We start from the raw sequence: 23,349 nt of genomic DNA, 5'->3' as shown, positions 1-23,349 counted from the left end.
GAGGCCCTACGCAATGACGCAGACGACCCAACAGCCGACCGCGCAACGCGGAATACGCGGAGTCGTCCCCGTACTCGCCTTCGCCGGTATCACCGTCGCGGTGATGCAGACGCTTCTCGTACCGGTCATCAAGGACCTCCCGGTCCTGCTCGGCACAGCCCCCTCCAACGCGACCTGGGTCCTGACCTCGACCCTCCTCGCGGGCGCCGTCTCCACTCCGATCATGGGCCGCCTCGGCGACCTCTACGGCAAGCGCCGGATGCTCCTCGCGAGCCTCGCGATCATGGTCGTCGGCTCGCTCGTCGCGGGCTTCACCAGCGATCTCCTCGTGATGATCGTGGGACGCGCCCTGCAGGGCTTCGCCATGGGCGCCATCCCCCTCGGCATCGGCCTGATGCGCGACGAGCTGCCGCGCGAGAAGCTCGGGTCCGCGATGGCCCTGATGAGCTCCTCCATCGGCGTCGGCGGCGGACTCGCCCTCCCGCTGGCGGCCCTCGTGGCCCAGCACGCCGACTGGCACGCCCTCTTCTTCGGCGCGGCGGGCCTCGGCGTCGTCGCCATCCTGCTCACCCTGATCTTCGTCCCGGAGAGCCCGGTCAAGGCCGAGGGCAGCTTCGACGTCCTCGGCGCGATCGGCCTGTCGGCCGGACTCGTCCTCCTGCTGCTGCCGATCACCAAGGGCAGCGACTGGGGCTGGACCGACCCGATGACGCTCGGCCTGTTCGGCGCGGCCTTCGTCGTGCTCGTGCTGTGGGGCGTCATGGAGCTGAAGCTCAAGGCCCCGCTCGTGGACCTGCGCACCACCGCCCGGCGCGAGGTGCTCCTCACCAACCTCGCCTCGATCATGGTCGGTGTCGCGTTCTACGCGATCTCGCTCGTCCTCCCGCAGCTCCTCCAGCTGCCGAAGGCCACCGGCTACGGCCTCGGCCAGTCGATGGTCGTCGCGGGCCTGTGCGTGGCCCCGCTCGGCCTCACGATGATGTTCACGGCCCCCGTGTACGCGCGCCTGTCGGCGAAGTACGGCCCGAAGACCACCCTGATACTCGGCATGCTGATCATCGCGGTCGGCTACGGCGCCGGCCTCGGCCTGATGAGCGCCGCCTGGCAGACCATCGTCATCTCGGTGGTCGTGGGCGCCGGCATCGGACTCGCGTACTCCTCGCTGCCCGCCCTGATCATCGGTGCCGTCGACGCGTCCGAGACGGGCGCGGCCAACGGTCTCAACACCCTGATGCGGTCCATCGGCACCTCGGTGTCGAGCGCCGTGATCGGCATGGTCCTCGCCAACACGGCGAACCACGTCGGCGGCGCGGCCGTGCCGACCATGCACGGCTTCCACGTCTCGTTCCTGATCGCCACGGCCGCGGTCGCCATGGGCGTCCTGCTCGCCGCCTTCCTGCCGAAGCAGCGGCAGGCGACCAAGCCGCAGCTGCGCGCCAGCAGCGAGGAGGACGCCGCACTGGAGCGCGCCGAGGAGGTTCTCGGAGGATTCCGCGGCCAGGTGCTCGACGCGGCGGGCCTGCCCGTCTCCCGGGCCAAGGTCACGCTGATCGACCGGCGCGGCCGTCAGGCGGGCGCCGCGCTCACCGACCACGAGGGCCGTTACGCGCTCGAGGTCCCGGACGGCGGCTCGTACGTGCTGGCCGCCACCGCCGCCGGGCACGCGCCGCGGGCCTCCGCGGCGACGCACCACGGCGAGGACCGGCCGGTCGACGTCGACCTGGCCCTTGAGCTCATCGCGCGGGAGAGTCGAACCGCGGCTCAACACTGAGCAGTTCGGAGACATCGGAGCCGACCGGCAGCTCCTTCGGGGACGCGCCGCGGGTGAAGAGGCGGGCAGCACGCTCGCCCTCGACCGCGGCGCGTTCGCCGTTCACCCGCAGCCAGGACCCCTCGCGCAGGCCCAGCACCGGCACGTCGTTCTCCTCCAGGAACTCCGCGAGGCGCTCCTCGCGGGTCTCGCCCTTGTGCGTGGACCCCGGGTCCGGGTCCAGGTAGTGCGGGTTGATCTGGAACGGGACGAGGCCGAGCGCCTCGAACGACGGGGGCTGCACGATCGGCATGTCGTTGCTCGTCCGCAGGCTGGGCGCCGCCATGTTCGTGCCGGCGCTCGCGCCCATGTAGGGCAGGCCGGCGCCGACCGCCCTGATCAGGGCGTCGCGAAGGCCGGTGCGGTAGAGCGCGCTCAGCAGCCGGAAGGAGTTGCCGCCTCCGATGAACACGGCGTCGGCCGCGGCGAGTTCGACCACCGGGTCGTCGCCCTCATGGACACCGCGCACACTGACCCCGGAATCTTCGAGCGCGCCGCGCACCCGGTCCGTGTACGTGTCGTGGTCCGCGAGCGCGTACGGCACGAAGGCGAGGCGGGCCTTCGGGGGCAGGAAGCCGGTGACGGTGTCCAGGGCGTGGGCGAGGTAACCGCGGCCGTACTGGGTGGAGTTGGAGAGCAGCAGCAGGTTCAAGGGAGTAACTCCTCAGGGGCGGTTCAGGACTTCAGGACCGACCGTCGGGACGGGCGGCTTCAGGGCTGGGTGGCGCGCGGCTTGCGCGTGCGCTGCGGCGGGTGGGTGAGCCGCTTCTCCAGGAGGTTCGCCGCCTTGCGCAGGGCGTCGAGCCGGCCCTCGGGCCCGTCCGCGAAGCGCTCCTTGGCGCCGCCGAGGCTGAGGCTGCCGTAAGGCTCGCGGCCCAGGAAGACCGGCACCGCGACGGTCGCGATCCCCGCGTCGTACTCACCGACCGTCCAGGCGTATCCCTGGCCGCGCACCTGCACCAGCTCCCGCTCCAGCTCGTCGGGGTCGGTGACCGTGCGGTCGGTGAAGCGGGCCATGGGGCGGCCGCGGAAGAGGCGGTGGCGCTGCTCGTCGGGCAGGAACGCGTAGAACGACTTGGCCGTGGCTCCGGCGTGCGCCGGATACAGCTCGCCGACCAGCGGGTAGTAGCGCAGCGGCCCCGACTCGCCCTCGACGGCGGCGACGCAGCGCATGTGGAAGCTGTCCGGCAGACAGAACAGGACGGTGTCGCCGGTCGCCCTGCCCAGCTCCTCCAGGACGGGCGCGGCGAGCAGTTCGAGCGAGCCCGAGCGCTCCCAGAGCCGGCCGAGCCGGAGCACGGCCGGCCCGATGCGGTAGCGCCGGGTGGCCGGGTCGGAGACCAGGAAGCCGCGGCCCGCGAGCGTCGAGAGCAGCCGCTGGGCGACCGAGGTGTCCCAGCCGAACTCGGCCGCCACCTCGGTCACGCCCCAGTCGGGCCGCGTCCGCTCGAAGGCGAGCAGCACCAGCAGGGCGCGGTCGACGGTCTGCAGCGCGCCGGCGGGCGTCTTGCGGTCCAGCGGTATCTCACTCATCCCGCCCCTCCTCTCTCAAGATCCCCGACGGATCTCTGTATCTCGTCTCTCTGTATCTCGTCAGCCATCTCACCATTCAGACCTGAATTGCAGATAACGGGAAACAGTTGCCGACAACGCTAGCCGATCCCGACTCTGCTGTCAGCACCATCCGACCTGGAGTGAGTGTCGGGAGCGAGAGAGGCCGCCCAATGCTGAAGTACGTCCTTGACATCGTCGAACTCCTCGACGACCCGAACGCCGACGGCAAACGTGCCGTGGAGTACCTCGACTCGGTCGCGGGCCCGCAGGGCTGTGGCGCCGAGGTCACCACCGTCACCGGCGAGCGCGGCTCGACCGACTTCGTGCTGGTACGCATCCCGGGCAGCACGGGACGTACGAGCGGCGGCTCGTCCCGCACGCTCGGCGTGGTCGGCCGGCTCGGCGGCGTCGGCGCCCGGCCCGAGATGACCGGCCTGGTCTCCGACGCGGACGGCGCCGCCGCCGCACTCGCCACCGCGGCCAAGCTGCTCGACATGCGCCGCAAGGGCGACGTGCTGCCCGGCGACGTCATCGTCGCCACGCACATCTGCCCGGACGCGCCCACCGCGCCGCACGACCCGGTCCCCTTCATGGACTCCCCGGTCGACATCGCCACGATGAACCGGCACGAGGTCACCGGCGAGATGGAGGCCGTGCTCTCCATCGACACCACCAAGGGCAACCGGATCATCAACCACAAGGGCCTGGCCCTGTCCCCCACCGTCAAGGAGGGGTGGGTGCTGCGGGTCAGCGAGGCGCTCGGCGAGCTGCTCGCGGTCGTCACGGGTGAGCCCTTGGTCACATACCCGGTGACCACACAGGACATCACGCCGTACGGTAACGGTGCACATCACATCAATTCGATCCTCCAGCCGGCCACGGCGACCCCCGCTCCGGTCGTCGGCCTCGCGGTCACCTCGGCCGCCGCGGTCCCCGGCTGCCAGACCGGCGCGAGCCATGAGACCGACATCGCCAGTGCCGCACGCTTCGCCGTCGAGACGGCCAAGGCGTACGGCGGCGGCCGCCTCGACTTCCACGACGAGGCGGAGTTCGACAACCTCGTGAGCCGCTACGGCTCCCTGTCCCACCTTCAGACGCTCGGCCGTGAGAGCCGTGAGCCCCGGGAGTCCTCATGACCGCCACCGCAGAGAAGCCGGGCAAGAACCTGGGCAGCGACGACTACTCGCTGACCCGCGTCCCGCGCGACCAGCGCCTCGGCTTCTGGACGATGCTGCTCCAGTGGCTCGCCCAGTCGGGCTCCATCTCGCAGTTCACGCTGGGCGCCACCATCGGCGTCGGCATGACCTTCGGGAACGCGTTCCTCGCCTTCACGCTCGGCGCGGTCATCCTCGAAGTGGTGATCTTCGCGATCGGCCTGGCCGGCATGCGCGAGGGACTCGCGACCCCGATGCTCACCCGCTGGATCGGCTTCGGGCGCAACGGCTCCGCGCTCGTCAGCTTCGTCATCGCGGTCAGCCTCGTCGGCTGGTTCGGCGTGCAGAACACGATCTTCGGCAACAGCGTGTCCGCGCTCGTCGGCGGCCCGTCGTGGGTGTGGTGCGTCGCCGCGGGCCTCGCCATCACCGTCCTGGTCATCTTCGGCTTCCGCTACATGGCGCTCTTCGCGAAGATCGTCACGCCGCTGTTCTTCGCCCTGGTCGCCTGGTCGGTCACGAACGCCCTGATGGACCACTCCATCGGCGACCTGATCAGCTCCCCGGCGCCGGGTGAGACGATCCCGCTCGCCGTCGCGGCCACCGCCATCGCGGGCGGCTACATGACCGGCGCGATCGTCTCCCCCGAGATGACCCGCTACAACCGCAAGGGCTCGCACGTCTTCCTGCAGAGCGCCTCGTCGATGATCCTCTCCGAGTACATCGTCGGCCTCACGGGCGTGCTGCTCGGCCACCTGGTGAAGTCCAGCGAGGTGTCGCACATCGTGCTCTCCACCTCGGGCGCCTTCGGTGTGATCGTGGTCCTGATGTCCACCGCGAAGATCAACGACTGGAACCTGTACGGCTCCTCGCTCGGCGTCGTCAACTTCTTCCAGGTCGTCTTCGGCAAGCGCCTGCACCGCGGCGCCGTCACCATCGCGCTCGGCCTCGCGGGCACCCTGCTCTCGGCCGTCGGCATCATGACCCACTTCACCGAGTTCCTGTCCGTGCTCGGCGTCGCCATCCCGCCCATCGGCGGCATCATCGTGGCCGAATACTGGGTCGTACGGCGCCAGCGCAAGCCGCTCGACGAGACCCGCGAAGCCGGGACCCTGCCCGCGACGTCGCCGACCTGGGTGCCCCTGTCGATCGTGATCTGGATCGCGGCGTTCTGCGTCGGCAAGTACGTGACCGTCGGCATCCCGGCGCTCAACTCGCTCGCCACCGCCTTCCTCCTGTACTCCGTCCTCGGCCTCCTCGGCCTCGTGCGGCCGTACGGCACCTCCACCCTCGGCGACGAGGACACCACCGTCCCCGCCGCCCCCGAAGCGACCCCTGTGGGAGCGGCATGAACACCCCCGGCGCCCTGACCCCCGCGTCCGAAGAGGCCCAGGCCGAGGTGGTCGGGCTGTGCGCGGAGCTGATCCGCTTCGACACCTCCAACCCGACGAGCGACGAGCGCGCCTGCGCCGACTGGGTCGTGGACCGCCTCGCCGAGGCCGGCATCGAATCGACCCTCGTCGAGAGCGCGCCGGGCCGGGCGAACGTCATCGCCCGCATCCCCGGCGCGGACAGCACCCGCGGCGCCCTCCTCGTGCACGGCCACCTCGACGTCGTGCCCGCCGACGCCGCCGAGTGGCAGGTGCCGCCCTTCTCCGGCGAGATCCGCGACGGCTACCTGTGGGGCCGCGGCGCGATCGACATGAAGGACACGGTGGCCGTGATGCTGGCCACCGCCCGCCACTTCGCCCGCACCGGCACCCGCCCCTCACGGGAGATCGTCCTCGCGTTCCTCGCCGACGAGGAGGCGGGCGGCAAGTTCGGCGCGCACTGGCTCGTCGAGCACCACCCGGAACTCTTCGCGGGCGTCACCGAGGCGATCGGCGAGGGCGGCGGATTCTCGTACGCGATCGGCGACACCCAGCGCCTCTACCCCATCGAGAACGCCCAGCGCGGCATGGCCTGGATGGAGCTCACGGCGACCGGCCGGGCCGGCCACGGCTCGTCCCCCAACGACGAGAACGCGGTCACCGACCTCGCCGAGTCCCTCACCCGCATCGGCCGCCACACGTTCCCGATCCGTCTGATCGAGCCCGTACGGGCGCTGCTGGCCGAGGCCGCCGCACTCAAGGGCGTGAAGATCGACTTCGAGGCCGAGGACCTCGACGCCGAACTCGCCAAACTGGGCCCGGTCGCCGACTTCATGCAGGTGGTGCTCCGCAACTCCGCGAACCCCACCATGTTCACGGCCGGCTACCAGACGAACGTCATCCCCGGTAAGGCCACCGCCCGCGTCGACGGCCGCTTCCTGCCCGGCCACGAGCAGGAACTCGTCGACACCATCGACGAGTTGCTCCTGCCGTCCGTGCGGCGCGAGTGGGTCAACCACGACATCGCCATGGAGACGGCCTTCGACGGCCCGCTCGTCGACGCCATGTGCGAGGCCGTGCGCGCCGAGGACCCCGACGGCCACCCGGTCCCGTACTGCAACCCGGGCGGCACCGACGCCAAGGCCTTCACCAAGCTGGACATCCGCTGCTTCGGCTTCAAGGGCCTCAAGCTGCCGCACGACCTGGACTACGGCCGCCTCTTCCACGGCGTCGACGAGCGCGTCCCGCTGGAGGGCCTGCGCTTCGGCGTCCGCGTCATGACTCGCCTCTGGCAGAGCTGCTGAGGCCCCCGGCCCTTCCCCCGTACGCCCCCGATGCAGCCGGCAGCGGGGGCGTACGGCAGCATGGGCGGACCACATCTGCGTACGACCTACGGGGGACCCCATGAGCGCGGCGCCCAAGCCGGAGATCCTTGCCGCCTTCGAGGCCGCCAAGGGGTTCATGCCTCTCGGTGAAGGTCTTGCGCTCTACGCGGCCGCCGCCGAGGCCGCCGCGCTCGGCCTTCCGCTCCTGGAGGTCGGCACGTACTGCGGGCGCTCCACGATCCTGCTCGCCGACGCGGCCCGCCAGGCCGGGGTGAGCGCGCTCACCGTGGACCACCACCGCGGCAGCGAGGAGCAGCAGCCGGGCTGGGACTACCACGACCCGGAGACCGTGGACCCGGTCGTCGGCCGCATGGACACCCTCCCCACGTTCCGGCGCACGCTGCACGCGGCCGGTCTGGAGGACCACGTCGTCGCCCTCGTCGGCCGCTCCCCGCAGGTCGCCGCCGTCTGGGGCGGCCCGCTCGGCCTCGTCTTCATCGACGGCGGCCACACCGACGAGCACGCCACCGCCGACTACGAGGGCTGGGCCCCGCACGTCGCCGAGGGCGGCCTGCTCCTCATCCACGACGTCTTCCCGGTCAAGATCGACGAGTGGACGGGCCAGGCCCCGTACCGCGTCTACCTCAGGGCCCTGGAATCCGGCGCGTTCACCGAGGTCTCGGCGACACAATCCCTGCGCGTCCTGCGCCGAACGGGCACCGGGATCTGAAGAAGGACCGTTAGGCTCACTCACGTGTCATACGTAGGTCCGGACAGCGACGGTTTCTTCGACGGCGACGGGGACGGCCCCCGGCGGCCGCGCCGGTTCAGCGGCGGTCCGCTGACCGTGGCGCTCGCCGCGCTCGTGCCCACGGCTCTCGCCGGGTGGCTCATCTGGCAGGTGGCGGGCGGTCCGGGCGAGAGCGAGCCCGCGAAGACCCTGCCCGCCGCGAGCCGGTCGTCGTCGGCGGGCGCGGACACCACGGCCCCCTCCCCATCGAAGTCCGGCGACGACGGGAAGAAGGGCGGCGGGTCGCCGAGCGCCACCGCGTCGAAGTCGAAACCGCCCGCCTCCTCGGCCAAGCCCGCCGGATCCGGCCCCCTCAAGGGCAAGGTCGTCGTCATCGACCCAGGTCACAATCCGGGCAACTTCCGGCACACCGCGGAGATCAACCGTCTCGTCGACATCGGGACGAACCGCAAGGAATGCGACACGACCGGCACGTCCACCAACGCCGGTTACACCGAAGCCCAGTTCACCCTCGACGTCTCGCGCCGGCTGCGCACCCTGCTCCAACAGCAGGGCGCCACCGTCGAGTTGACCCACAACGGCGACCGCGCCTGGGGCCCGTGCGTGGACGAGCGCGCCCGGATCGGCAACAAGGCGCACGCGGACGCCGTGATCTCCGTGCACGCCGACGGCTCCGCGGCGGGCAACCGCGGCTTCCATGTGATCCTTCCCGCATCCGTGAACTCCGGTTCCGCGAACACCACGGCGATCGCCGGCCCGTCGCGCGACCTGGGCGAACGCGTCGCGGGCAACTTCCTGCGCGCCACGGGCTCGGCCCCCTCGAACTACATCGGCGACGGCACCGGCCTCGACGTGCGCAAGGACCTGGGAGGCCTCAACCTCTCGACCGTGCCGAAGGTGTTCATCGAGTGCGGCAACATGCGCGACGCCAAGGACGCGGCCCTGCTGACGAGCGGCGCGTGGCGGCAGAAGGCGGCGCAGGGGATGTCTGAGGGAATCGTGAGTTTCCTGCGCGGGTAGTTCTCACCCTGCGGATCTCGGCAGACACCCCCACCGGGCGGACGATAGTGTCTCCCTACGATGTGGGGCCACCCCCGCGCTTCGCACGGCACAGCAGCGACAGCGACGCCTCCGCCGACGACCGGACGACTGACGAAGGACCGACCTGAAGTGAATATCCGCTCCCTCACTCGAGGCGACGGCGTGGTGATCGGAGCAGCGGTGTTGCTGTTCATCGCCTCGTTCCTCGACATCTATTCGATCGACGGGAACTCCAGCAACGAAAGCCTCCCGAACGCCTGGGAGAGCGCGCCGCTCCTGTTCAGCGTCTTCCTCGCGGGCGTCATCGCCGCGGTGCTGATCGTCGTCGCCCGGGGGCTGCCCAGCGTGCCGAAGGTGGCCGGCCTCGACCTCGGCCAGTTCGGCATCGCGCTCGCGGTCTTCGCGGCGTGGAGCGCTCTGGGGAACATCTTCGACCCGGCGGGTGGCTGGAACAACATCGGCACGTTCCCGGACAACGCGTTCGGTGCCGGTACGGGCGCCATCCTCGGCCTGATCGCCGCCCTCGTGCTCGCGGGTGCCGCCGTCGCCACGCCCCTCGTGCCCGCGCTGAAGGCGGCCCTCGTCGGCGCCCCGCGTCCGCAGGCCCCGCAGCCGTACGGCGCGCAGCCCGCCGGTGCCTACGGCTACCCGGGCGCCCAGCAGCCGGGCCAGCCCTACGGTGCCCAGCCCGGTCAGCCGGGCGGCCAGCCCGGTCAGCCCTACGGTGCCGCCCAGCCGCAGCAGCAGGCGGCGCCCGCCGCGCAGGCCCCGGCCGGCGACTTCTCGCCGTTCTGGTTCGCGGTGCCGGTGCCGCGTCCCCTGTACGCCGAGGACGGCTCCCCGACGCCGATCGCCGAGCTGGCGCCCGGCACGTGGTACCTCGCGGTGGAGCAGCGTGGCCCTGGGCTCGTCGCCCAGACCCAGGACGGTCGCCGTGGTGTTCTGCAGGACACGACGGGGATCCAGCGCGGCTGACGTCGCCCGGCCTTCTCCCTCACGGCCCCTCACCCGTCTTCCGGGTGAGGGGCCGTTGTCGTACAGTCGCCCCCGGACCATGACCTGACACTGCGTCAGAAAGGGGCGGGACCATGCGACTCGGACTCGCGCTCGGCTACTGGGGCCGCGGTCCCGATCCGCGCCACCTCGAACTCGCCCAGGAGGCCGAGCGGTTGGGGTACGACTCGGTGTGGACGGCCGAGTCCTGGGGCAGCGATGCGTTCACGCCGCTGACGTGGATCGCGGCGCACACCTCGCGCATCCGTCTGGGTACGGCGATCGCGCAGATGGCGGCCCGCTCCCCCACGACGACGGCGATGCACGCGCTCACCCTCGACCATCTGTCCGGCGGCCGCATGATGCTGGGGCTCGGCCTGTCGGGGCCGCAGGTGGTGGAGGGCTGGTACGGGCGGCCGTTCCCGAAGTCCCCCCTCACGGCGACCCGCGAGTACGTCGACGTGGTGCGGCAGGTCCTGCGGCGCGAGGGCCCGGTCGAGGTGGACGGCCGCTTCCACGCGCACCCATACCGTGGCGAGGACGCCACCGGCCTCGGCAAGCCGCTGAAGCCGATCACGCACCCTCTGCGCGCCGATCTGCCGATCCTGCTCGGCGCCGAGGGCCCGAAGAACATCGCGCAGACGACCCGCATCGCGGACGGCTGGCTCCCGCTGTACTGGTCGCCGACGCGCACGGACGCGTACGAGGCCTCCCTCGCGGACCTCCCCGAGGACTTCGTGATCGCGCCGATGGCCCGCGTCACGGTCTGCGACGACGTCGCCGAGGGGCTGCTGCCGGTGAAGGCGATGCTGGGCTTCTACATCGGCGGCATGGGCCACGCCAAGCGCAACTTCCACGCGGACCTGATGGCGCGCATGGGGTACGCGGACGAGGCCCGCCGGGTCCAGGAGCTCTTCCTCGCGGGACGGCGCGAGGAGGCCGTACTGGCCGTGCCGGACGCCTTCGCCGACGAGATCTCGCTGGTCGGCCCGCGCGCCCGCATCGCCGAACGCCTCGAACTGTGGCGCAAGGGCCCGGTCACCGACCTGCTCGTCCTGGCCCCGGACCCGCAGACGCTGCGGGTCCTTGCCGAGCTCAACTCGTAGCACGGGCAAGCCCAGTTGACGGGGCGTGACCTACGACCGCACTACGACCCCGAGGTCAGTTCCTTGGTCGACGGCACCTTGTCCTTCACCTCGGCGCCCGCGCTCTTGCCCGCGTCCTTCACCGAGTTGATGACATCGTCGAAGGAGTTGACGGCGCCGTCCGTACCGTCGCCCTTGCGCAGCTTCTTCGGCAGGTCCTTCAGCTTGTCGATGCCCGCCGTGAGCGGCGCGACGGCCTTGGAGAGCAGCGGGTCGCCCTTCGCGTTCTTCACGGCCGCCTTCAGCCTGTTGTACGCGAACGCGCCCGCGACACCCGCCTTGACGAGGGCGAGTTTGCGCCCGTGGGCGCCCTTCTTGAACTTGCCCTTGCGGTACGGCTTCACGATCCACTGGTAGGTCGCGCCGGCCGCGAGCCCCGCGTTGGCGACGAAGCGCGTCTTGGCGAACTTCTGCTTCTCGGCGGAGCTGGTGGGGCTCGGTTCCGCCACATCCGCGGCCACGGATACCGACGCCTTGGCCTTGGCCTTCGTCGTGTCGTTGCTGCTGCACGCCGTCCCGCCCACGAGGAGCGCGGAGCTGACGGTCAGCGCCACGACGGCGCGGCGTATGGGCAGGGTGGAACCGGTCACGACGAACCTCCAGGTCACGGTGCTGCTGCTCCCTGGCAGCGTCCCCCGGCCCCTGCGCCTGCGCTACTCGGGCGAGCCCGTACGGGTTTCACCCGCTCCGGAGCGGTAACCAGTGCTTCATGTCTCCCAGCCAAGCAACGCGAGGCACCAACCAAGCCGCGACGATCGTGATGGTCGTCGCAGACATCCTGGCCGCCATCCTCGGCCTGTGGATCCTGATGTACCTGCTGGAAGCCAACCGCGCCAACGACCTGGTGCAGTTCATCCACGACGCGGCCCGGTGGCTCGCCGGCTGGTCGCACGACCTGTTCACGTTCGACGACGAATGGGCGCGGGTGGTCGCGGGCTACGGCCTGGCGGCGCTGGTGTACCTGTTCGTCGGGCACTTCGTCGCGGGCCGGCTGCGCCGCTACTGAGCGGGGCTGCCCTCGCAGCAGTCCGGTTCGAAGCCCGCCGGCAGGCGGCCGCCGAACACCGAGCAGGTGGCCTCGTCGCCGCCGAGCGCGGCGACGGCGAGCAGCACCGAACCGGCTGTCCACGCGGTCAGTTCCAACGGCCAGATCGCCCGGTCGTCGAAGACGTAGCCGGTCCAGTACAGGCCCGACTCCGGGTCGCGCAGGTGCTGGATCGACTGGAGGATCTCCAGAGCGCGGTCGGACTCGCCCACCGCCCACAGGGCGAGGGCGAGTTCGGCGCTCTCGCCGCCGGTGACCCACGGGTTGGGGACGACGCAGCGCACGCCGAGCCCGGGGACGACGAAGCGGTCCCAGGACCCCTGGATGCGCTCCTCGGCCTCGGCGCCGATGAGGGCGCCGCCGAGGACGGGGTAGTACCAGTCCATCGAGTAGCGGTCCTTGTCGAGGAACCGCTCGGGGTGGCGGCGGATCGCGTGCCGCAGACTGCCGGCCGCCAACTCCCAGTCGGGTTGCGGCTCTTCGCGCTCTTCGGCGATCGCGAGGGCGCAGCGCAGCGCGTGGTGCACGGACGAACTGCCGGTCAGGAGCGCCTCGTCGACGGGTGTCCCGTCCGGCTCGCGCTTCCAGCCGATCTGCCCGCCGGGCTGCTGGAGCCGCAGCACGAACTCCATGGCCGCGTACACGGTGGGCCATATCCGGTCGAGGAAGGCGTCGTCGCCGGTGGAGAGGTAGTGGTGCCAGGCGCCCACGGCGACGTAGGCGACGAAGTTGGTCTCGCGGCCGTGGTCGGTGATGTCAGCGGCGTCCCCGTCGGCGTAGGCCGCGTACCAGGAGCCGTCCTCATTCTGGTGGCGTGCGAGCCAGTCGTAGGCGCGTTCGGCGGCTTCGTGCTCACCGGCCGCGTCGAGGGCCATGGCGGCCTCGGTGTGGTCCCACGGGTCGAGGTGGTGGCCGCGGAACCAGGGTATGGCGCCGTCCTCGCGCTGCACGGCGAGGAGTCCTCGGACGGTCACGGCGGCCTGCTCGGCGGTCAGTACGCCGGGCAGGACGAGGTGTTCGGTCTTCTCCGGGCTCGTCACGCCTCGGCCTTGGGCAGGTGCGGCTTGGTGGCGTACGCGACGAAGCTCTTGCCGACGACCGGGTTGAGGAGCTGCTCGGTGACCCGGGTGAGCGCCGGCTTCTTCATGATGTCCCAGACCAGGAGCTTGTGGTACGCCCGCACGGGCAGCGCCTTGTCGTTGTCGACGCCGAACGCGCACTTCAGCCACCAGTACGGCGAGTGCAGGGCGTGCGCGTGGTGGGTGCCGTACGGCTTGAGGCCCGCCTCACGCATCTTGCCGAGGAGTTCGTCCGCCTTGTAGATGCGGATGTGGCCGCCCTCGACCTCGTGGTAGGCGTCGCTGAGGGTCCAGCAGACCTTCTCGGGGCCGTAGCGGGGCACGGTCACGGCGATGCGGCCGCCGGGCTTGAGGACGCGGACCATCTCGGCGAGCACGCCCTTGTCGTCGGGGATGTGCTCCATCACCTCGGAGATGATCACGACGTCGAACGAGGCGTCCGGGAAGGGGAGGTTGAGGGCGTCGCCCTCCATGGCGGTAGCCGTGGCGCCGGCGGGTGCCTCACCGGCCTCCTTCATCGCGGCGAACCACTTGGCGACCTCGCGGATCTCCTCGCCGTTCTGGTCGAGGGCGACCACCTGGGCCCCGCGCCGGTAGCACTCGAACGCGTGCCGCCCGGCTCCGCAGCCGAGGTCGAGTACGCGGTCGCCTGCGGCGAGCGGGAAGCGGGTGAAGTCGACGGTCAGCACGTGGCCCTGCTTTCGCGGTCGGATCCTGCACGTTCGAGAGGGGTGGTGGCCGCGGCGCCGAGGGGCCGGCCGGCCGAGCGGGCGATGGACTCGCGGTAGAGCTCGGCGGTGCCGAGCGCCGCGCGGGCCCAGGTGAAGTTCCCGAGGACGCGTTCGCGCCCGGCGGCGCCGAGCCGCGCCCGCAGCTGCGGGTCGTCCAGGAGTCTGCTGAGCGCGGTGGCCAGGGCGCCCGCGTCACCGGTGGGCACGGCGAGGCAGGTCTCCCCGTCGGGCCCGGCGACCTCGGGGATCGCTCCGCCGGTGGTGGCGACCAGGGGGGTGCCGGTGGCCATGGCCTCCGCGGCGGGCAGCGAGAAGCCCTCGTACAGGGAGGGCACGCAGGCGACCTCGGCCGACCGTACGAGGTCGACGAGTTCGGCGTCGGTGATGCCCTTGACGAAGGTCACGGCGCCTTCGAGGCCGTACTTCTCGATGGCCGCGGCGACGGGCCCGTCCTCGGCGCGCTTGCCGACGACGACGAGGTGGGCGGCCGGGTTCTCGGTGCGGACCTTGGCGAGCGCCTCGACGAGGAAGACGAGTCCCTTGAGGGGGACGTCGGCGCTGGACGTCGTCACGATGCGGCCCGGCACCTCGGCGACCGAGGGGTCCGGCGAGAAGAGGTCGGTGTCGGCGCCGATGTGCACGACGCGGATCCGGTCCTGGCGCACGCCGAGGTGGTCGACGATCTCCTGGCGCGAGGTCCCGGAGACGGTGAGCACGGTCGGCAGGCGACGGGCGACGCGCTTCTGCATCCGCGTGAACGCGTACCAGCGCCGCACGGAGGCACGCCGCTTCCAGTCGGGCGCGGCGTCGATCTCCAGCTGCCGGTCGACGGTGATGGGGTGGTGGATCGTGGTGACGAGGGGGGCGCCGAGCGCGGCGGGCCCGCCCAACAGGCCGTAACCCAGGGTCTGGTTGTCGTGCACGACGTCGAACTCGCCGCGCCGCGCCCGCAGATGGCGCCTGGCGCGCAGCGAGAACGTGAGGGGTTCGGGGAAGCCGCCGGTCCACATGGTGCCGACCTCGAGCGCGTCCACCCAGTCGCGGTACTCGTCGCGCTTGGGGGTGCGGAACGGGTCGGGGCTGCGGTACAGGTCGAGGCTGGGCAGCTCGGTGAGCCTGAGCCCCTCCAGGTCCTCGCCCTCGTCGAGGACGGGGTAGGGCTGGGAGCCGATGACCTCGACCTGGTGCCCGAGCCGGGCGAGTTCGCGGGACAGATGGCGTACGTAGACGCCCTGCCCGCCGCAGAACGGGTTCCCCTTGTACGTAAGGAGAGCGATACGCAACGGACGGTCACCATCGGCGGAGGACCCGGCCCGGGGGCCCGCCTCCACGGCCTCAGCGGTCACTCGTGGCCCCCTTCTCGCGGCACGTTCACGCGAGACTACGCGTGGGCGGTAATCTAGAACAAGTTTCAGAGTTGCCAGCTCTTTGATGCTTCAAGGAGCACAGAATCTACCGGCAGGTAGCCTCGCTGTAACGCTCGGATCAGGTGATTCGCGCCACGACGAAGCCCCCGCTCCCCTGCCATGATGAGCCTCTCGAAAGCACCGGATTACGGCTTGACAGCCACGGAACGGGACACATGACAGCGGAAGCGAAGACAGCACATCCGGCGTCGCCGCCCCTCACCGAGCGCCAGGAGGCGCGCCGCCGCCGCATCCTGCACGCGAGCGCCCAGCTGGCCAGCCGCGGCGGGTTCGACGCCGTGCAGATGCGCGAGGTCGCCGAGTCCTCACAGGTCGCGCTCGGCACGCTGTACCGGTACTTCCCGTCCAAGGTGCATCTCCTCGTGGCGACGATGCAGGACCAGCTCCAGCACATGCACGCGACGGTCCGCAAGCGCCCGCCCTCGTCCGACCTGCCCTCGGAGCGGGTCGCGGAGACCCTCATGCGGGCCTTCCGCGCCCTCCAGCGCGAGCCGCACCTGGCGGATGCGATGGTGCGCGCCCTGACCTTCGCCGACCGCAGCGTGAGCCCCGAGGTCGACCAGGTCTCCCGCCAGACGACGGCGATCATCCTGGACGCGATGGAGCTCGACGACCCGACCCCGCAGCAGCTCTCCGCGGTCCGCGTCATCGAGCACACCTGGCACTCGGCGCTCATCACCTGGCTGTCGGGGCGCGCCTCGATCGCGCAGGTGAAGATAGACATCGAGACGGTGTGCCGACTGATCGACCTCACGACGCCGGACGCGAAGAAATAGGCGGCGCGGCGGAATACGGGCCCCGGCCGCGAGCGGAGCCGGGGCACGCAGAAGACCTACGAGACGGGTTCCCTGCGCCGGCATGGTCCGGATCAGGTGTTGGGGGTCGCCGTCCGGCTCTGCTACTGCCTTCCGGCCTCTCAGCCCTACCGTCGACGTCGGCCACGGCGGATGCCGTTTGCATCACGCCACAGTCGGCTACTCCGGTGAGACTCCCTCACTCGCCTCATAGGCCAATACCAGGATAGACCGCCCATGTCGTGATGCAACCCTCCAAAGGGGACTTTTTCAATCCTCCGGCGGAAAGACCGGCTCCCCGCTGCCCAGCAGCGTGATCATGACGGCTTCCACGGGGCAGCCCTCCGCCGCCGCCAGGATCTTCTCGTTGGCGTCGGCCTCCGCCTCGACCGGCCGGGACTGCCTGCCGGAGTCGAGACGGAAGGCGTCCGGAGCGTGGTGCACGCATTGGGCCGAGCCGATGCAGACGCCCCGGTCGACCTCTACGTGCCAGCGGTCCCCCATCACGCCTCCCAGCCGGCCGGCAGGTGGATCATCTTGTGCTCCAGGTACGCGCTGTACCCCTCGGGCCCGAACTCCCGGCCCAGACCGGAGTTCTTGTAGCCGCCGAAGGGGCCGAGCATGTCGAGACTGAAGGTGTTCACGCTGTACGTGCCGGTGCGCACCTGCCGTGCGACGTCGATGCCGTGCGCGACGTCGGCCGTCCACACGCTGCCGCTGAGCCCGTAGTCGGAGTCGTTGGCGATCTTCACCGCCTCGGCCTCGTCGCCGTACGGGAGCAGGCAGATGACCGGGCCGAAGATCTCCTCGCGGGCGACGCGCATCGAGTTGTCGACGTCGCCGAAGAGGGTCGGCTCGACGTACCAGCCCCGGTCGAACCCGGCCGGGCGGCCGCCGCCGGTGAGGATCTTGGCACCCTCCTCCTGGCCGATGCGGATGTAGTCGAGCGAGCGGCGCTGCTGGCGCTCGGCGACCAGCGGGCCGATCTGGGTCGCCGGGTCGAGCGGGTCGCCGACGACGAGCGCGGCCGCCGCCTCCGTGAGGGCTCCGGCGAACTCGTCGTAGCGCGAGCGGGGCAGGAGGATGCGGGTCTGGGCGACGCAGGCCTGTCCGTTGTTCATCCACGCGGACTGGACGAGGCCGGGGACGGTCGTCGCGAGGTCCGCGTCCGGCAGGACGACGGCCGCGGACTTGCCGCCGAGTTCGAGGGTGACGTGGGTGAGGTTGCGCGAGGCGACCTCCATGACGCGCCGGCCCGCGGCCACGGATCCGGTGAAGGAGACCTTGTCGACGCCGGGGTGCCCGACGAGGTACTCGCTCACCTCGCGGTCGGCGGGAAGGATGGACAGGACGCCCTCCGGCAGGCCCGCCTCCTTCGCGATCTCGCCGAGCAGATACGCGTCGAGCGGCGACTCCGGCGACGGCTTGAGGACGACGGTACAGCCGGCGAGCAGCGCGGGCGCGAGCTTCGCCGCGGCCACGAACTGCGGGACGTTCCACGGGACCACGGCCGCCACGACGCCGACCGGCTCGCGCCGCACCAGGATCTTCCCGAGCGCGCCGTCGCGTGTCTCCTCGTACGTGAAGTTCTTCGCGACGGTGATCGCGGAGTCCCACACCATCATCGCGCCGAGGGCCTGCGCGAGGACGCTCCATGAGTACGGGGAGCCGTTCTCGGAGGAGATGAGGCGGGCGATCTCCTCGTGCCGTACGGCGATCGCGTCCTTGATGCGGGTGACGACCGCGATCCGCTCGTCGAGCGGGAGCCGCGGCCAGGGCCCCTCGTCGAACGCCCGGCGCGCGGTGGCGACCGCCCGGTCGACATCGGCGGGCGCGGCGTGCGGCACGCGCCCGAAGACCTCGCCGGTGTGCGGGGAGATCACCTCGATGACGTCCGTGCCGGACGGCTGCGTCAACTCCCCGCCGATGTAGAGCTGTCCGTGTTCCACGAACTCGTGCTCAAGCCGTTCCCCATGCCCGGTCATGACCGACCGCCTCTCGCGGGACGTTTTCTGACACTGCATCAGAACCTATGGAAACTGATACCAGTTCCAGTTCGAGGAGTCCACGGATCGGCACGGCGACCGTCGGGCGACAAGTCGACCCGGGCGACCATTGGAACAAGTTCTATTACAGTGGCGGGAGTTCGAGGTCGTCGTACGAGAGGTGGGGCCCGATGACGCAGGTGACCGACCACGGTGGAGGCGTCCGGTCCCTTCGGGTGCCCATCCCCGACAATCCGCTCGGCTTCACCCTCGTCCACCTCCTCGACACCGACCGCGGGCCCGTCCTCATCGACACGGGCTGGGACGATCCGGAGTCGTGGGACGCGCTCACCGAGGGCCTCGTCGCCTGCGGTACGAGCGTCGGTGAGGTGACGGGAGTCCTGATCACCCATCACCACCCCGACCACCACGGCCTGTCGGCCAAGGTGCGCGAGGCGTCCGGTGCCTGGATCGCCATGCACGAGGCGGACGTCTCGGTGGTGCGCCGCACCCGGGAGAACCCGCCGGAACGCTGGTACACGTTCATGGCCGCCAAGCTCGCCGCGGCCGGCGCCCCCGAGGAGCACATGGCGCCGCTGATCGCCGCCCGCGACTCGGGCAAGGCCCGCGGCCTCCCGGGCCTCGCCCCGGCGCTCCCCGACCGCACGATCACCCCCGGCGACCTGCTCGACCTGCCGGGCCGCCGCCTGCGCGCGATCTGGACGCCGGGGCACACCCCGGGCCATGTCTGCCTGCACCTGGAGGAGGACCACCCCGCCGGGCTCGCGGGCAACGGCCGCCTCTTCTCCGGCGACCATCTGCTCCCCGGCATCACCCCGCACATCGGCCTCTACGAGGACCCTGACGACGCCACCGTCACCGACCCGCTCGGCGACTACCTGGACTCACTGGAACGCGTCGGCCGCCTGGCCCCCGCCGAGGTGCTCCCGGCCCACCAGCACACGTTCACCGACGCCCCCGGCCGCGTACGGGAGCTGCTCGACCACCACGAGGAGCGCCTGACCGGCCTGCTCACCCTGCTCGCCACCCCGCTCACCCCCTGGCAGCTCGCCGAGCGGATGGAGTGGAACCGGCCCTGGGAACAGATCCCCTACGGGTCGCGCACCATCGCGGTCTCGGAGGCCGAGGCCCACCTGCGCCGACTGGTGAAACTGGGCCGCGCGGAGGCAGTCGCCGGGAGCGACCCGGTGACGTATGCACCGGTCTGACCTACGCACTTGACCTACGCTTTACCGGCGTTGCGCGATCTTTACCGGGTGTGCGAAACAGCCTGCCCTGCGGGCCTTCCGCCGCATGGTCGGCGGGTGCCAACAGGCGTAATGTCTGGCATCTCAGAACTGGACCGACAAGGGGGCGGCCACCGATGGCGCCGGACGAGGCCGTGGTCGGCTGTACGGGGAAGCTGGTCATCGCCACGCGCGGAGCCGAAGGCCCGGGCGAGGTACTGGTGCGGGTGCGGGGCGGCAGCGAGACGTTTCTCGCGTGGTCCGACGAACCCATGGAGCGCGGGTCGACGGTCCTGGTGATCGAGTCCCGCGGCACCCGCCAGGTCGTCGTCATGGCCTGGAGCGATCCGTCGCTCGACGACGAGCGGACCGACGGCTCCGGCGACACGGGTGACGCCCGCTAAGGAGACTGAAGGATGTTCGGATATCGCGTTCCCGCTCCCGATGAGGCGATGCTGATCTCGGGTGGCAGGCGGGGACTTGGGGGAGCGCCGTTCCGGGTCGTGACGGGCCACGGAAAATTCGTCCTGCCCATCTTCCGCAAGACCCGCTTTCTGTCCTTGGCCATGTCCGAGGCCGAGGTCGTCGAGAAGTGCGTGACCCGGCAGGGCATCGCCCTGACCGTGCGCGCCGTCATCGCGTTCAAGGTCGGCAACGACACGGAGTCCATCGTCAACGCCGGCCAGCGCTTCCTGTCCGACCAGGACCAGATGTCGGTCCTGACCGGCCGGATCTTCGCCGGTCACCTGCGCTCCATCATCGGCTCGATGACGGTCGAGGAGATCGTCACGGAGCGGCAGAAGCTCGCCGCCGAGGTGCTCGACACCTCGAAGGCCGAGATGGCGAAGATCGGGCTGATCGTGGACTCGCTCCAGATCCAGTCCATCGACGACGGTGACACCGGCTACATCGACGCGATGTCCGCCCCGCACAAGGCGGCCATCCAGCGGCAGGCCCAGATCGCCCAGGCGGCGGCCACCCAGGCATCGACCCAGGCGCAGCAGGAGGCTCAGCGCAACCAGGCCGAGTACGCCCGGCACACCGCCGTCGTCCAGGCCGAGTACAAGGCCGAGGTGGACCGCGCGCAGGCGGCGGCCGCCCAGGCCGGGCCGCTGGCGCAGGCGCACGCCGAGCAGGAGGTCCTCACGGCGCGCACCGAGCTGGCCGAGCGGGCCGCCGCACTGCGCCAGCAGCAGCTGGTGGCCGAGGTCGTGAAGCCCGCGGAGGCGGACGCCGAGCGGATCCGCGTGATGGCCATCGCCGAGGCCGAGCGCATGAAGATCCAGGCCGCCGCGGCGGCCTCGTACGACCGGGTCGCGCTCGACCGGATGCTCATCGACCAGCTGCCGCAGATCGTGAAGGAGGCGGCCGGCGGCCTCAAGGGCGCCAACGTGAACGTGCTCAACGGCGCGGACGGCCTCGGTGAGATCGCGGCCGGACTCGTCGGCCAGGGGCTGACCATCCTCGACTCGGTCCGCCGCAACCTGGGCACGCCCGACGGCGACGCGAAGAAGAGCGGCGGCGAGCTGGAGGTCCAGCGGTACCTGGGAACCGCGGACGGCGGCGACGGCCCGAAGCGCTCGGGCGACGACGGGCCGGTCGACATCCGCTGAGCACTGTCGTCATCAGCTGGGCGCACTCGTCCCGAAGGGCCGGAGCAGGCATCGTCTGCCCCGGCCCTTCGGCCGTCCCGGGGGAGGCCTTCTACGGGCCGGTACAGTGGGCAGGTCGTCATCATGCGCGCACGGGGGGAAGCCGGTGCGAATCCGGCGCTGACCCTTCCCCAAGCTCTCGGCTCCGCTCGAGCAGGGGAGACCCCAATCCGTGAACCACACACGTGGTGAGCCGGACTGCCCCGTGCGGCGCGTGACCGGCTCGTGTCACCGGCAGCCGCCGGTGACCGGCACCGTCGAGGCATACGGAGCCGGAGCCGCCCGGTGCCCGCGTGTGCCGTGCCGCCCGGCTCCCCGCAGGGAGAGGCACCCGCCCCACCATGAACATTCGCCGCAGCGCCGCGCTCGTGGCGGCCACCGCCGTCATCGGCATGGCCACCGCCCCGGCCGCCCTCGCGGACGGCTCCAAGCCCTCCGCGTCCCCCTCGGTGGCGATCCCCTCCGGGCTCTACGGGAAGACCGACCCGACGTACGACGGTGTCTGGCGGCAGTCGGTCGCGCTGGTCGCGCAGGACACCGTCGGTGTGAAGCCCGCCGACAAGGCCGTGGACTGGCTGACCGGACAGCAGTGCACGAACGGCGGGTTCGCCGCCTTCCGCGCCGAGCCGGGCAAGGACTGCGACAAGAAAACGCCCGTCGACAGCAACAGCACGGCCGCCGCGGTGCAGGCCCTCGTCGCGGTCGGTGGCCGCGAGGGCGAGGTCACCCGCGGCGTGGACTGGCTGAAGAAGGCGCAGAACGGCGACGGCGGCTGGGGCTACAACGTCGGCATGGACAGCGACGCCAACTCGACCGCCGTCGTGATCGGCGCGCTCGTCACCGCCGGTGAGAAGCCCGCCGACGTGAAGTCGGGCCGCGGCAAGACCGGCCAGGACGCCTTGGCCGCGCTCGCGCTCCCCTGCTCGGACGGCAAGGACGGCGGCGCGCTCGCCTATCAGCCCGACAAGAAGGGCAAGCTCGCCGCCAACGCGGACGCCACCGCGGCGGGCGTGCTCGGCGCGCTCGGGACCGGCATGGCGCCCGGCAAGGGCAAGGCCCCGGACAGCTACGTCTGCCAGGACGGCAAGACGGCCGGCGACCTCGCGCACAACGCCGCCGTCTACCTCCAGGGCCAGCTCAGCACCCGCCTGTACCTGAAGGCCGTCACCCCGGGCAGCACCAAGTCGCAGCCCGACTACGGCAACACCGCCGACGCGGTCACCTCGATCGCGGCTGCCCAGGGCGTCAAGTACACGAAGGACCCCTACGTCTGGCTGGAGAAGAACGCCGGGGACTGGGCCGAGCAGTCCGGTCCGGCCGCCTACGCCCAGCTGATCTTCGCCGCGCACGCGACGGGCAACGACCCGCGTGACTTCGGCGGCACGGACCTGGTCAAGGCCCTGAACGCGACGGGCCCCGCTCCTTCCTCCACGAAGGCCGCCACGGCCGACGAGAAGAAGAAGGACGACGGCGGCATCAGCGTCTGGTACGTCGTCGCCGTCGCGGCCGTCGCCGGTATCGGCATCGGCTTCCTGTTCAGCGGCCGCAAGAAGCAGCAGCTGTGACCACCTACCGCCGCCGAAGCCTGGCCGTTCTCATATCGGGCGTGCTGTGCGCGCTCATCGCGGGGGCGAGCCAGGCGCAGGCCACCGGCTACCGCTACTGGTCGTTCTGGGACCGCGACGGTTCGGCCTGGGTGTACGCGTCGCAGGGGCCGTCGACGGCCCGCCCGTCGGACGGCGATGTGCAGGGGTTCCGGTTCTCCGTGAGCGAGGACTCGCAGGACTCGGCGAAGCCGCGCGGGGCTGCTTCCTTCGACACCATCTGCGCGACTACCGCAGCGAAGGACGGCGAGAAGCGGGTCGCGCTCGTCGTCGACTTCGGCGCGGCGCAGGACGCGCCGTCCGGCGAGACGCCGCCGAAGCCGCGTACGGCGTGTGCGCGCGTCGCGGACGACGCGACCAGCGCGGAGGCGCTCGCCGCCGTCGCGAAGCCGCTGCGCTACAACAACCAGGCACTGCTGTGCTCCATCGCCGGCTTCCCGAAGACGGGGTGCGGCGAGCAGGTGTCCGCCTCCAAGGACACGGGCACGGCAAAGGCCGAGAAGCCGCACGAGACCGTGGCGGAGACCGGCGGTGGCGGTCCCACTGTCGGTCTGATCGCGGGCGGCGCCGTCGTCGTCGTACTCGGCGCGGCCGCGGCCTGGCAGGCCCGCCGCCGGCGCGGCTGAGGCAGCCGCGGCTGAC

23 protein-coding genes are annotated in these 23,349 nt (G+C 71.2%); 15 read left to right on the top strand and 8 right to left on the bottom strand.

Annotated features, from left to right (window positions below):
• Positions 1 to 13: 13 nt before the first annotated feature.
• The gene (locus AC07EJ_RS05165) at positions 14 to 1,771 is read left to right on the top strand and encodes an MFS transporter (RefSeq protein ID WP_389475945.1); all 1,758 of its coding nucleotides are present in this window, start codon (positions 14 to 16) and stop codon (positions 1,769 to 1,771) included.
• On the opposite strand, the gene pepE is transcribed toward AC07EJ_RS05165, so the two are convergent.
• Together pepE and AC07EJ_RS05155 are read right to left on the bottom strand one after the other, a co-directional pair.
• Positions 1,734 to 2,462: a dipeptidase PepE gene (gene pepE, locus AC07EJ_RS05160; RefSeq protein ID WP_478883820.1), complete on the bottom strand. Its 729-nt coding sequence runs from the start codon at positions 2,460 to 2,462 to the stop codon at positions 1,734 to 1,736. The two genes, AC07EJ_RS05165 and pepE, sit on opposite strands and share 38 nt — an antisense overlap.
• A gap of 59 nt (positions 2,463 to 2,521) precedes the next feature.
• Positions 2,522 to 3,343, bottom strand: coding sequence for an IclR family transcriptional regulator (locus AC07EJ_RS05155; RefSeq protein ID WP_478883819.1), 822 nt, complete (start codon positions 3,341 to 3,343; stop codon positions 2,522 to 2,524).
• Between the two features lie 191 nt (positions 3,344 to 3,534).
• Between AC07EJ_RS05155 and AC07EJ_RS05150 the strand changes: the two genes are divergently transcribed.
• The 7 genes from AC07EJ_RS05150 (at position 3,535) to AC07EJ_RS05120 (ending at position 11,104) form a co-directional block, all read left to right on the top strand.
• Positions 3,535 to 4,500, top strand: a complete 966-nt coding sequence (locus tag AC07EJ_RS05150; RefSeq protein ID WP_389475951.1) for a DUF1177 domain-containing protein — start codon at positions 3,535 to 3,537, stop codon at positions 4,498 to 4,500.
• Positions 4,497 to 5,870: a cytosine permease gene (locus AC07EJ_RS05145; RefSeq protein ID WP_389475953.1), complete on the top strand. Its 1,374-nt coding sequence runs from the start codon at positions 4,497 to 4,499 to the stop codon at positions 5,868 to 5,870. The genes AC07EJ_RS05150 and AC07EJ_RS05145 overlap by 4 nt, the downstream gene beginning before the upstream one ends.
• Entirely contained in the window at positions 5,867 to 7,192 is a 1,326-nt protein-coding gene (locus tag AC07EJ_RS05140; RefSeq protein ID WP_389475955.1) for a M20/M25/M40 family metallo-hydrolase, read from the top strand. Before AC07EJ_RS05145 ends, AC07EJ_RS05140 begins: the two co-directional genes overlap by 4 nt.
• A 100-nt stretch (positions 7,193 to 7,292) precedes the next feature.
• A complete protein-coding gene (locus tag AC07EJ_RS05135; RefSeq protein WP_389475957.1) occupies positions 7,293 to 7,943 on the top strand; it encodes a class I SAM-dependent methyltransferase in 651 nt (216 codons plus the stop codon).
• A gap of 24 nt (positions 7,944 to 7,967) precedes the next feature.
• Positions 7,968 to 8,984: an N-acetylmuramoyl-L-alanine amidase gene (locus tag AC07EJ_RS05130; protein WP_389475959.1), complete on the top strand. Its 1,017-nt coding sequence runs from the start codon at positions 7,968 to 7,970 to the stop codon at positions 8,982 to 8,984.
• A 150-nt stretch (positions 8,985 to 9,134) separates the two neighbouring features.
• The gene (locus AC07EJ_RS05125) at positions 9,135 to 9,980 is read left to right on the top strand and encodes a hypothetical protein (protein WP_478883818.1); all 846 of its coding nucleotides are present in this window, start codon (positions 9,135 to 9,137) and stop codon (positions 9,978 to 9,980) included.
• Between the two features lie 113 nt (positions 9,981 to 10,093).
• Positions 10,094 to 11,104, top strand: coding sequence for an LLM class F420-dependent oxidoreductase (locus AC07EJ_RS05120; protein WP_389475963.1), 1,011 nt, complete (start codon positions 10,094 to 10,096; stop codon positions 11,102 to 11,104).
• Between the two features lie 41 nt (positions 11,105 to 11,145).
• Here AC07EJ_RS05120 and AC07EJ_RS05115 read toward each other — a convergent pair whose 3' ends face one another.
• The gene (locus AC07EJ_RS05115; RefSeq protein ID WP_389475965.1) at positions 11,146 to 11,733 is read right to left on the bottom strand and encodes a hypothetical protein; all 588 of its coding nucleotides are present in this window, start codon (positions 11,731 to 11,733) and stop codon (positions 11,146 to 11,148) included.
• 119 nt (positions 11,734 to 11,852) lie between these two features.
• Between AC07EJ_RS05115 and AC07EJ_RS05110 the strand changes: the two genes are divergently transcribed.
• A complete protein-coding gene (locus AC07EJ_RS05110) occupies positions 11,853 to 12,149 on the top strand; it encodes a hypothetical protein (RefSeq protein WP_389475967.1) in 297 nt (98 codons plus the stop codon).
• On the opposite strand, the gene AC07EJ_RS05105 is transcribed toward AC07EJ_RS05110, so the two are convergent.
• The 3 genes from AC07EJ_RS05105 to AC07EJ_RS05095 are packed head-to-tail and all read right to left on the bottom strand — an operon-like array spanning position 12,143 to position 15,344.
• A complete protein-coding gene (locus AC07EJ_RS05105) occupies positions 12,143 to 13,228 on the bottom strand; it encodes a prenyltransferase/squalene oxidase repeat-containing protein (RefSeq protein ID WP_389475969.1) in 1,086 nt (361 codons plus the stop codon). The two genes, AC07EJ_RS05110 and AC07EJ_RS05105, sit on opposite strands and share 7 nt — an antisense overlap.
• Complete coding sequence (locus AC07EJ_RS05100; RefSeq protein WP_326775988.1) at positions 13,225 to 13,956, bottom strand: class I SAM-dependent methyltransferase; 732 nt, start codon at positions 13,954 to 13,956, stop codon at positions 13,225 to 13,227. Before AC07EJ_RS05100 ends, AC07EJ_RS05105 begins: the two co-directional genes overlap by 4 nt.
• Positions 13,950 to 15,344, bottom strand: coding sequence for a glycosyltransferase family 4 protein (locus AC07EJ_RS05095; RefSeq protein ID WP_393582622.1), 1,395 nt, complete (start codon positions 15,342 to 15,344; stop codon positions 13,950 to 13,952). Before AC07EJ_RS05095 ends, AC07EJ_RS05100 begins: the two co-directional genes overlap by 7 nt.
• A 236-nt stretch (positions 15,345 to 15,580) precedes the next feature.
• Between AC07EJ_RS05095 and AC07EJ_RS05090 the strand changes: the two genes are divergently transcribed.
• Positions 15,581 to 16,201 (top strand): TetR family transcriptional regulator, encoded by a 621-nt coding sequence (locus AC07EJ_RS05090; protein WP_100592000.1) that lies wholly within the window; start codon positions 15,581 to 15,583, stop codon positions 16,199 to 16,201.
• A gap of 288 nt (positions 16,202 to 16,489) precedes the next feature.
• Here AC07EJ_RS05090 and AC07EJ_RS05085 read toward each other — a convergent pair whose 3' ends face one another.
• Entirely contained in the window at positions 16,490 to 16,723 is a 234-nt protein-coding gene (locus AC07EJ_RS05085) for a ferredoxin (protein WP_389475974.1), read from the bottom strand.
• Entirely contained in the window at positions 16,723 to 18,204 is a 1,482-nt protein-coding gene (locus AC07EJ_RS05080) for an aldehyde dehydrogenase (protein WP_478883817.1), read from the bottom strand. The genes AC07EJ_RS05085 and AC07EJ_RS05080 overlap by 1 nt, the downstream gene beginning before the upstream one ends.
• A 191-nt stretch (positions 18,205 to 18,395) precedes the next feature.
• Between AC07EJ_RS05080 and AC07EJ_RS05075 the strand changes: the two genes are divergently transcribed.
• From AC07EJ_RS05075 to AC07EJ_RS05055, 5 genes are all read left to right on the top strand, one after another.
• Complete coding sequence (locus tag AC07EJ_RS05075; RefSeq protein ID WP_389475978.1) at positions 18,396 to 19,433, top strand: MBL fold metallo-hydrolase; 1,038 nt, start codon at positions 18,396 to 18,398, stop codon at positions 19,431 to 19,433.
• A gap of 155 nt (positions 19,434 to 19,588) precedes the next feature.
• Complete coding sequence (locus AC07EJ_RS05070) at positions 19,589 to 19,855, top strand: hypothetical protein (RefSeq protein ID WP_100591996.1); 267 nt, start codon at positions 19,589 to 19,591, stop codon at positions 19,853 to 19,855.
• A gap of 12 nt (positions 19,856 to 19,867) precedes the next feature.
• Entirely contained in the window at positions 19,868 to 21,064 is a 1,197-nt protein-coding gene (locus AC07EJ_RS05065; protein ID WP_389475980.1) for an SPFH domain-containing protein, read from the top strand.
• Between the two features lie 380 nt (positions 21,065 to 21,444).
• Positions 21,445 to 22,668, top strand: a complete 1,224-nt coding sequence (locus AC07EJ_RS05060; RefSeq protein WP_478883816.1) for a prenyltransferase/squalene oxidase repeat-containing protein — start codon at positions 21,445 to 21,447, stop codon at positions 22,666 to 22,668.
• Positions 22,665 to 23,333, top strand: a complete 669-nt coding sequence (locus tag AC07EJ_RS05055; RefSeq protein ID WP_478883815.1) for an SCO2322 family protein — start codon at positions 22,665 to 22,667, stop codon at positions 23,331 to 23,333. Before AC07EJ_RS05060 ends, AC07EJ_RS05055 begins: the two co-directional genes overlap by 4 nt.
• The last annotated feature ends 16 nt before the right edge of the window (positions 23,334 to 23,349 follow it).

Source organism: Streptomyces sp. NPDC045026 (assembly GCF_056432625.1).
The sequence above is the reverse complement of the archived record's forward strand: the minus strand, read 5'-3'. Positions and strand labels throughout refer to the sequence as shown.

What these genes read in the sequence shown, in the direction of transcription:
- AC07EJ_RS05110 (WP_389475967.1), top strand. Translation starts at nt 11,853, where the DNA reads ATGTCTCCCAGCCAAGCAACGCGAGGCACCAACCAAGCCGCGACGATC.
- AC07EJ_RS05145 (WP_389475953.1), top strand. Translation starts at nt 4,497, where the DNA reads ATGACCGCCACCGCAGAGAAGCCGGGCAAGAACCTGGGCAGCGACGAC.
- AC07EJ_RS05060 (WP_478883816.1), top strand. Translation starts at nt 21,445, where the DNA reads ATGAACATTCGCCGCAGCGCCGCGCTCGTGGCGGCCACCGCCGTCATC.
- AC07EJ_RS05070 (WP_100591996.1), top strand. Translation starts at nt 19,589, where the DNA reads ATGGCGCCGGACGAGGCCGTGGTCGGCTGTACGGGGAAGCTGGTCATC.
- AC07EJ_RS05085 (WP_389475974.1), bottom strand. Translation starts at nt 16,723, where the DNA reads ATGGGGGACCGCTGGCACGTAGAGGTCGACCGGGGCGTCTGCATCGGC.
- AC07EJ_RS05090 (WP_100592000.1), top strand. Translation starts at nt 15,581, where the DNA reads ATGACAGCGGAAGCGAAGACAGCACATCCGGCGTCGCCGCCCCTCACC.
- AC07EJ_RS05065 (WP_389475980.1), top strand. Translation starts at nt 19,868, where the DNA reads ATGTTCGGATATCGCGTTCCCGCTCCCGATGAGGCGATGCTGATCTCG.
- AC07EJ_RS05120 (WP_389475963.1), top strand. Translation starts at nt 10,094, where the DNA reads ATGCGACTCGGACTCGCGCTCGGCTACTGGGGCCGCGGTCCCGATCCG.
- AC07EJ_RS05155 (WP_478883819.1), bottom strand. Translation starts at nt 3,343, where the DNA reads ATGAGTGAGATACCGCTGGACCGCAAGACGCCCGCCGGCGCGCTGCAG.
- AC07EJ_RS05080 (WP_478883817.1), bottom strand. Translation starts at nt 18,204, where the DNA reads ATGACCGGGCATGGGGAACGGCTTGAGCACGAGTTCGTGGAACACGGA.
- AC07EJ_RS05150 (WP_389475951.1), top strand. Translation starts at nt 3,535, where the DNA reads ATGCTGAAGTACGTCCTTGACATCGTCGAACTCCTCGACGACCCGAAC.
- AC07EJ_RS05140 (WP_389475955.1), top strand. Translation starts at nt 5,867, where the DNA reads ATGAACACCCCCGGCGCCCTGACCCCCGCGTCCGAAGAGGCCCAGGCC.
- AC07EJ_RS05075 (WP_389475978.1), top strand. Translation starts at nt 18,396, where the DNA reads ATGACGCAGGTGACCGACCACGGTGGAGGCGTCCGGTCCCTTCGGGTG.
- AC07EJ_RS05135 (WP_389475957.1), top strand. Translation starts at nt 7,293, where the DNA reads ATGAGCGCGGCGCCCAAGCCGGAGATCCTTGCCGCCTTCGAGGCCGCC.
- AC07EJ_RS05165 (WP_389475945.1), top strand. Translation starts at nt 14, where the DNA reads ATGACGCAGACGACCCAACAGCCGACCGCGCAACGCGGAATACGCGGA.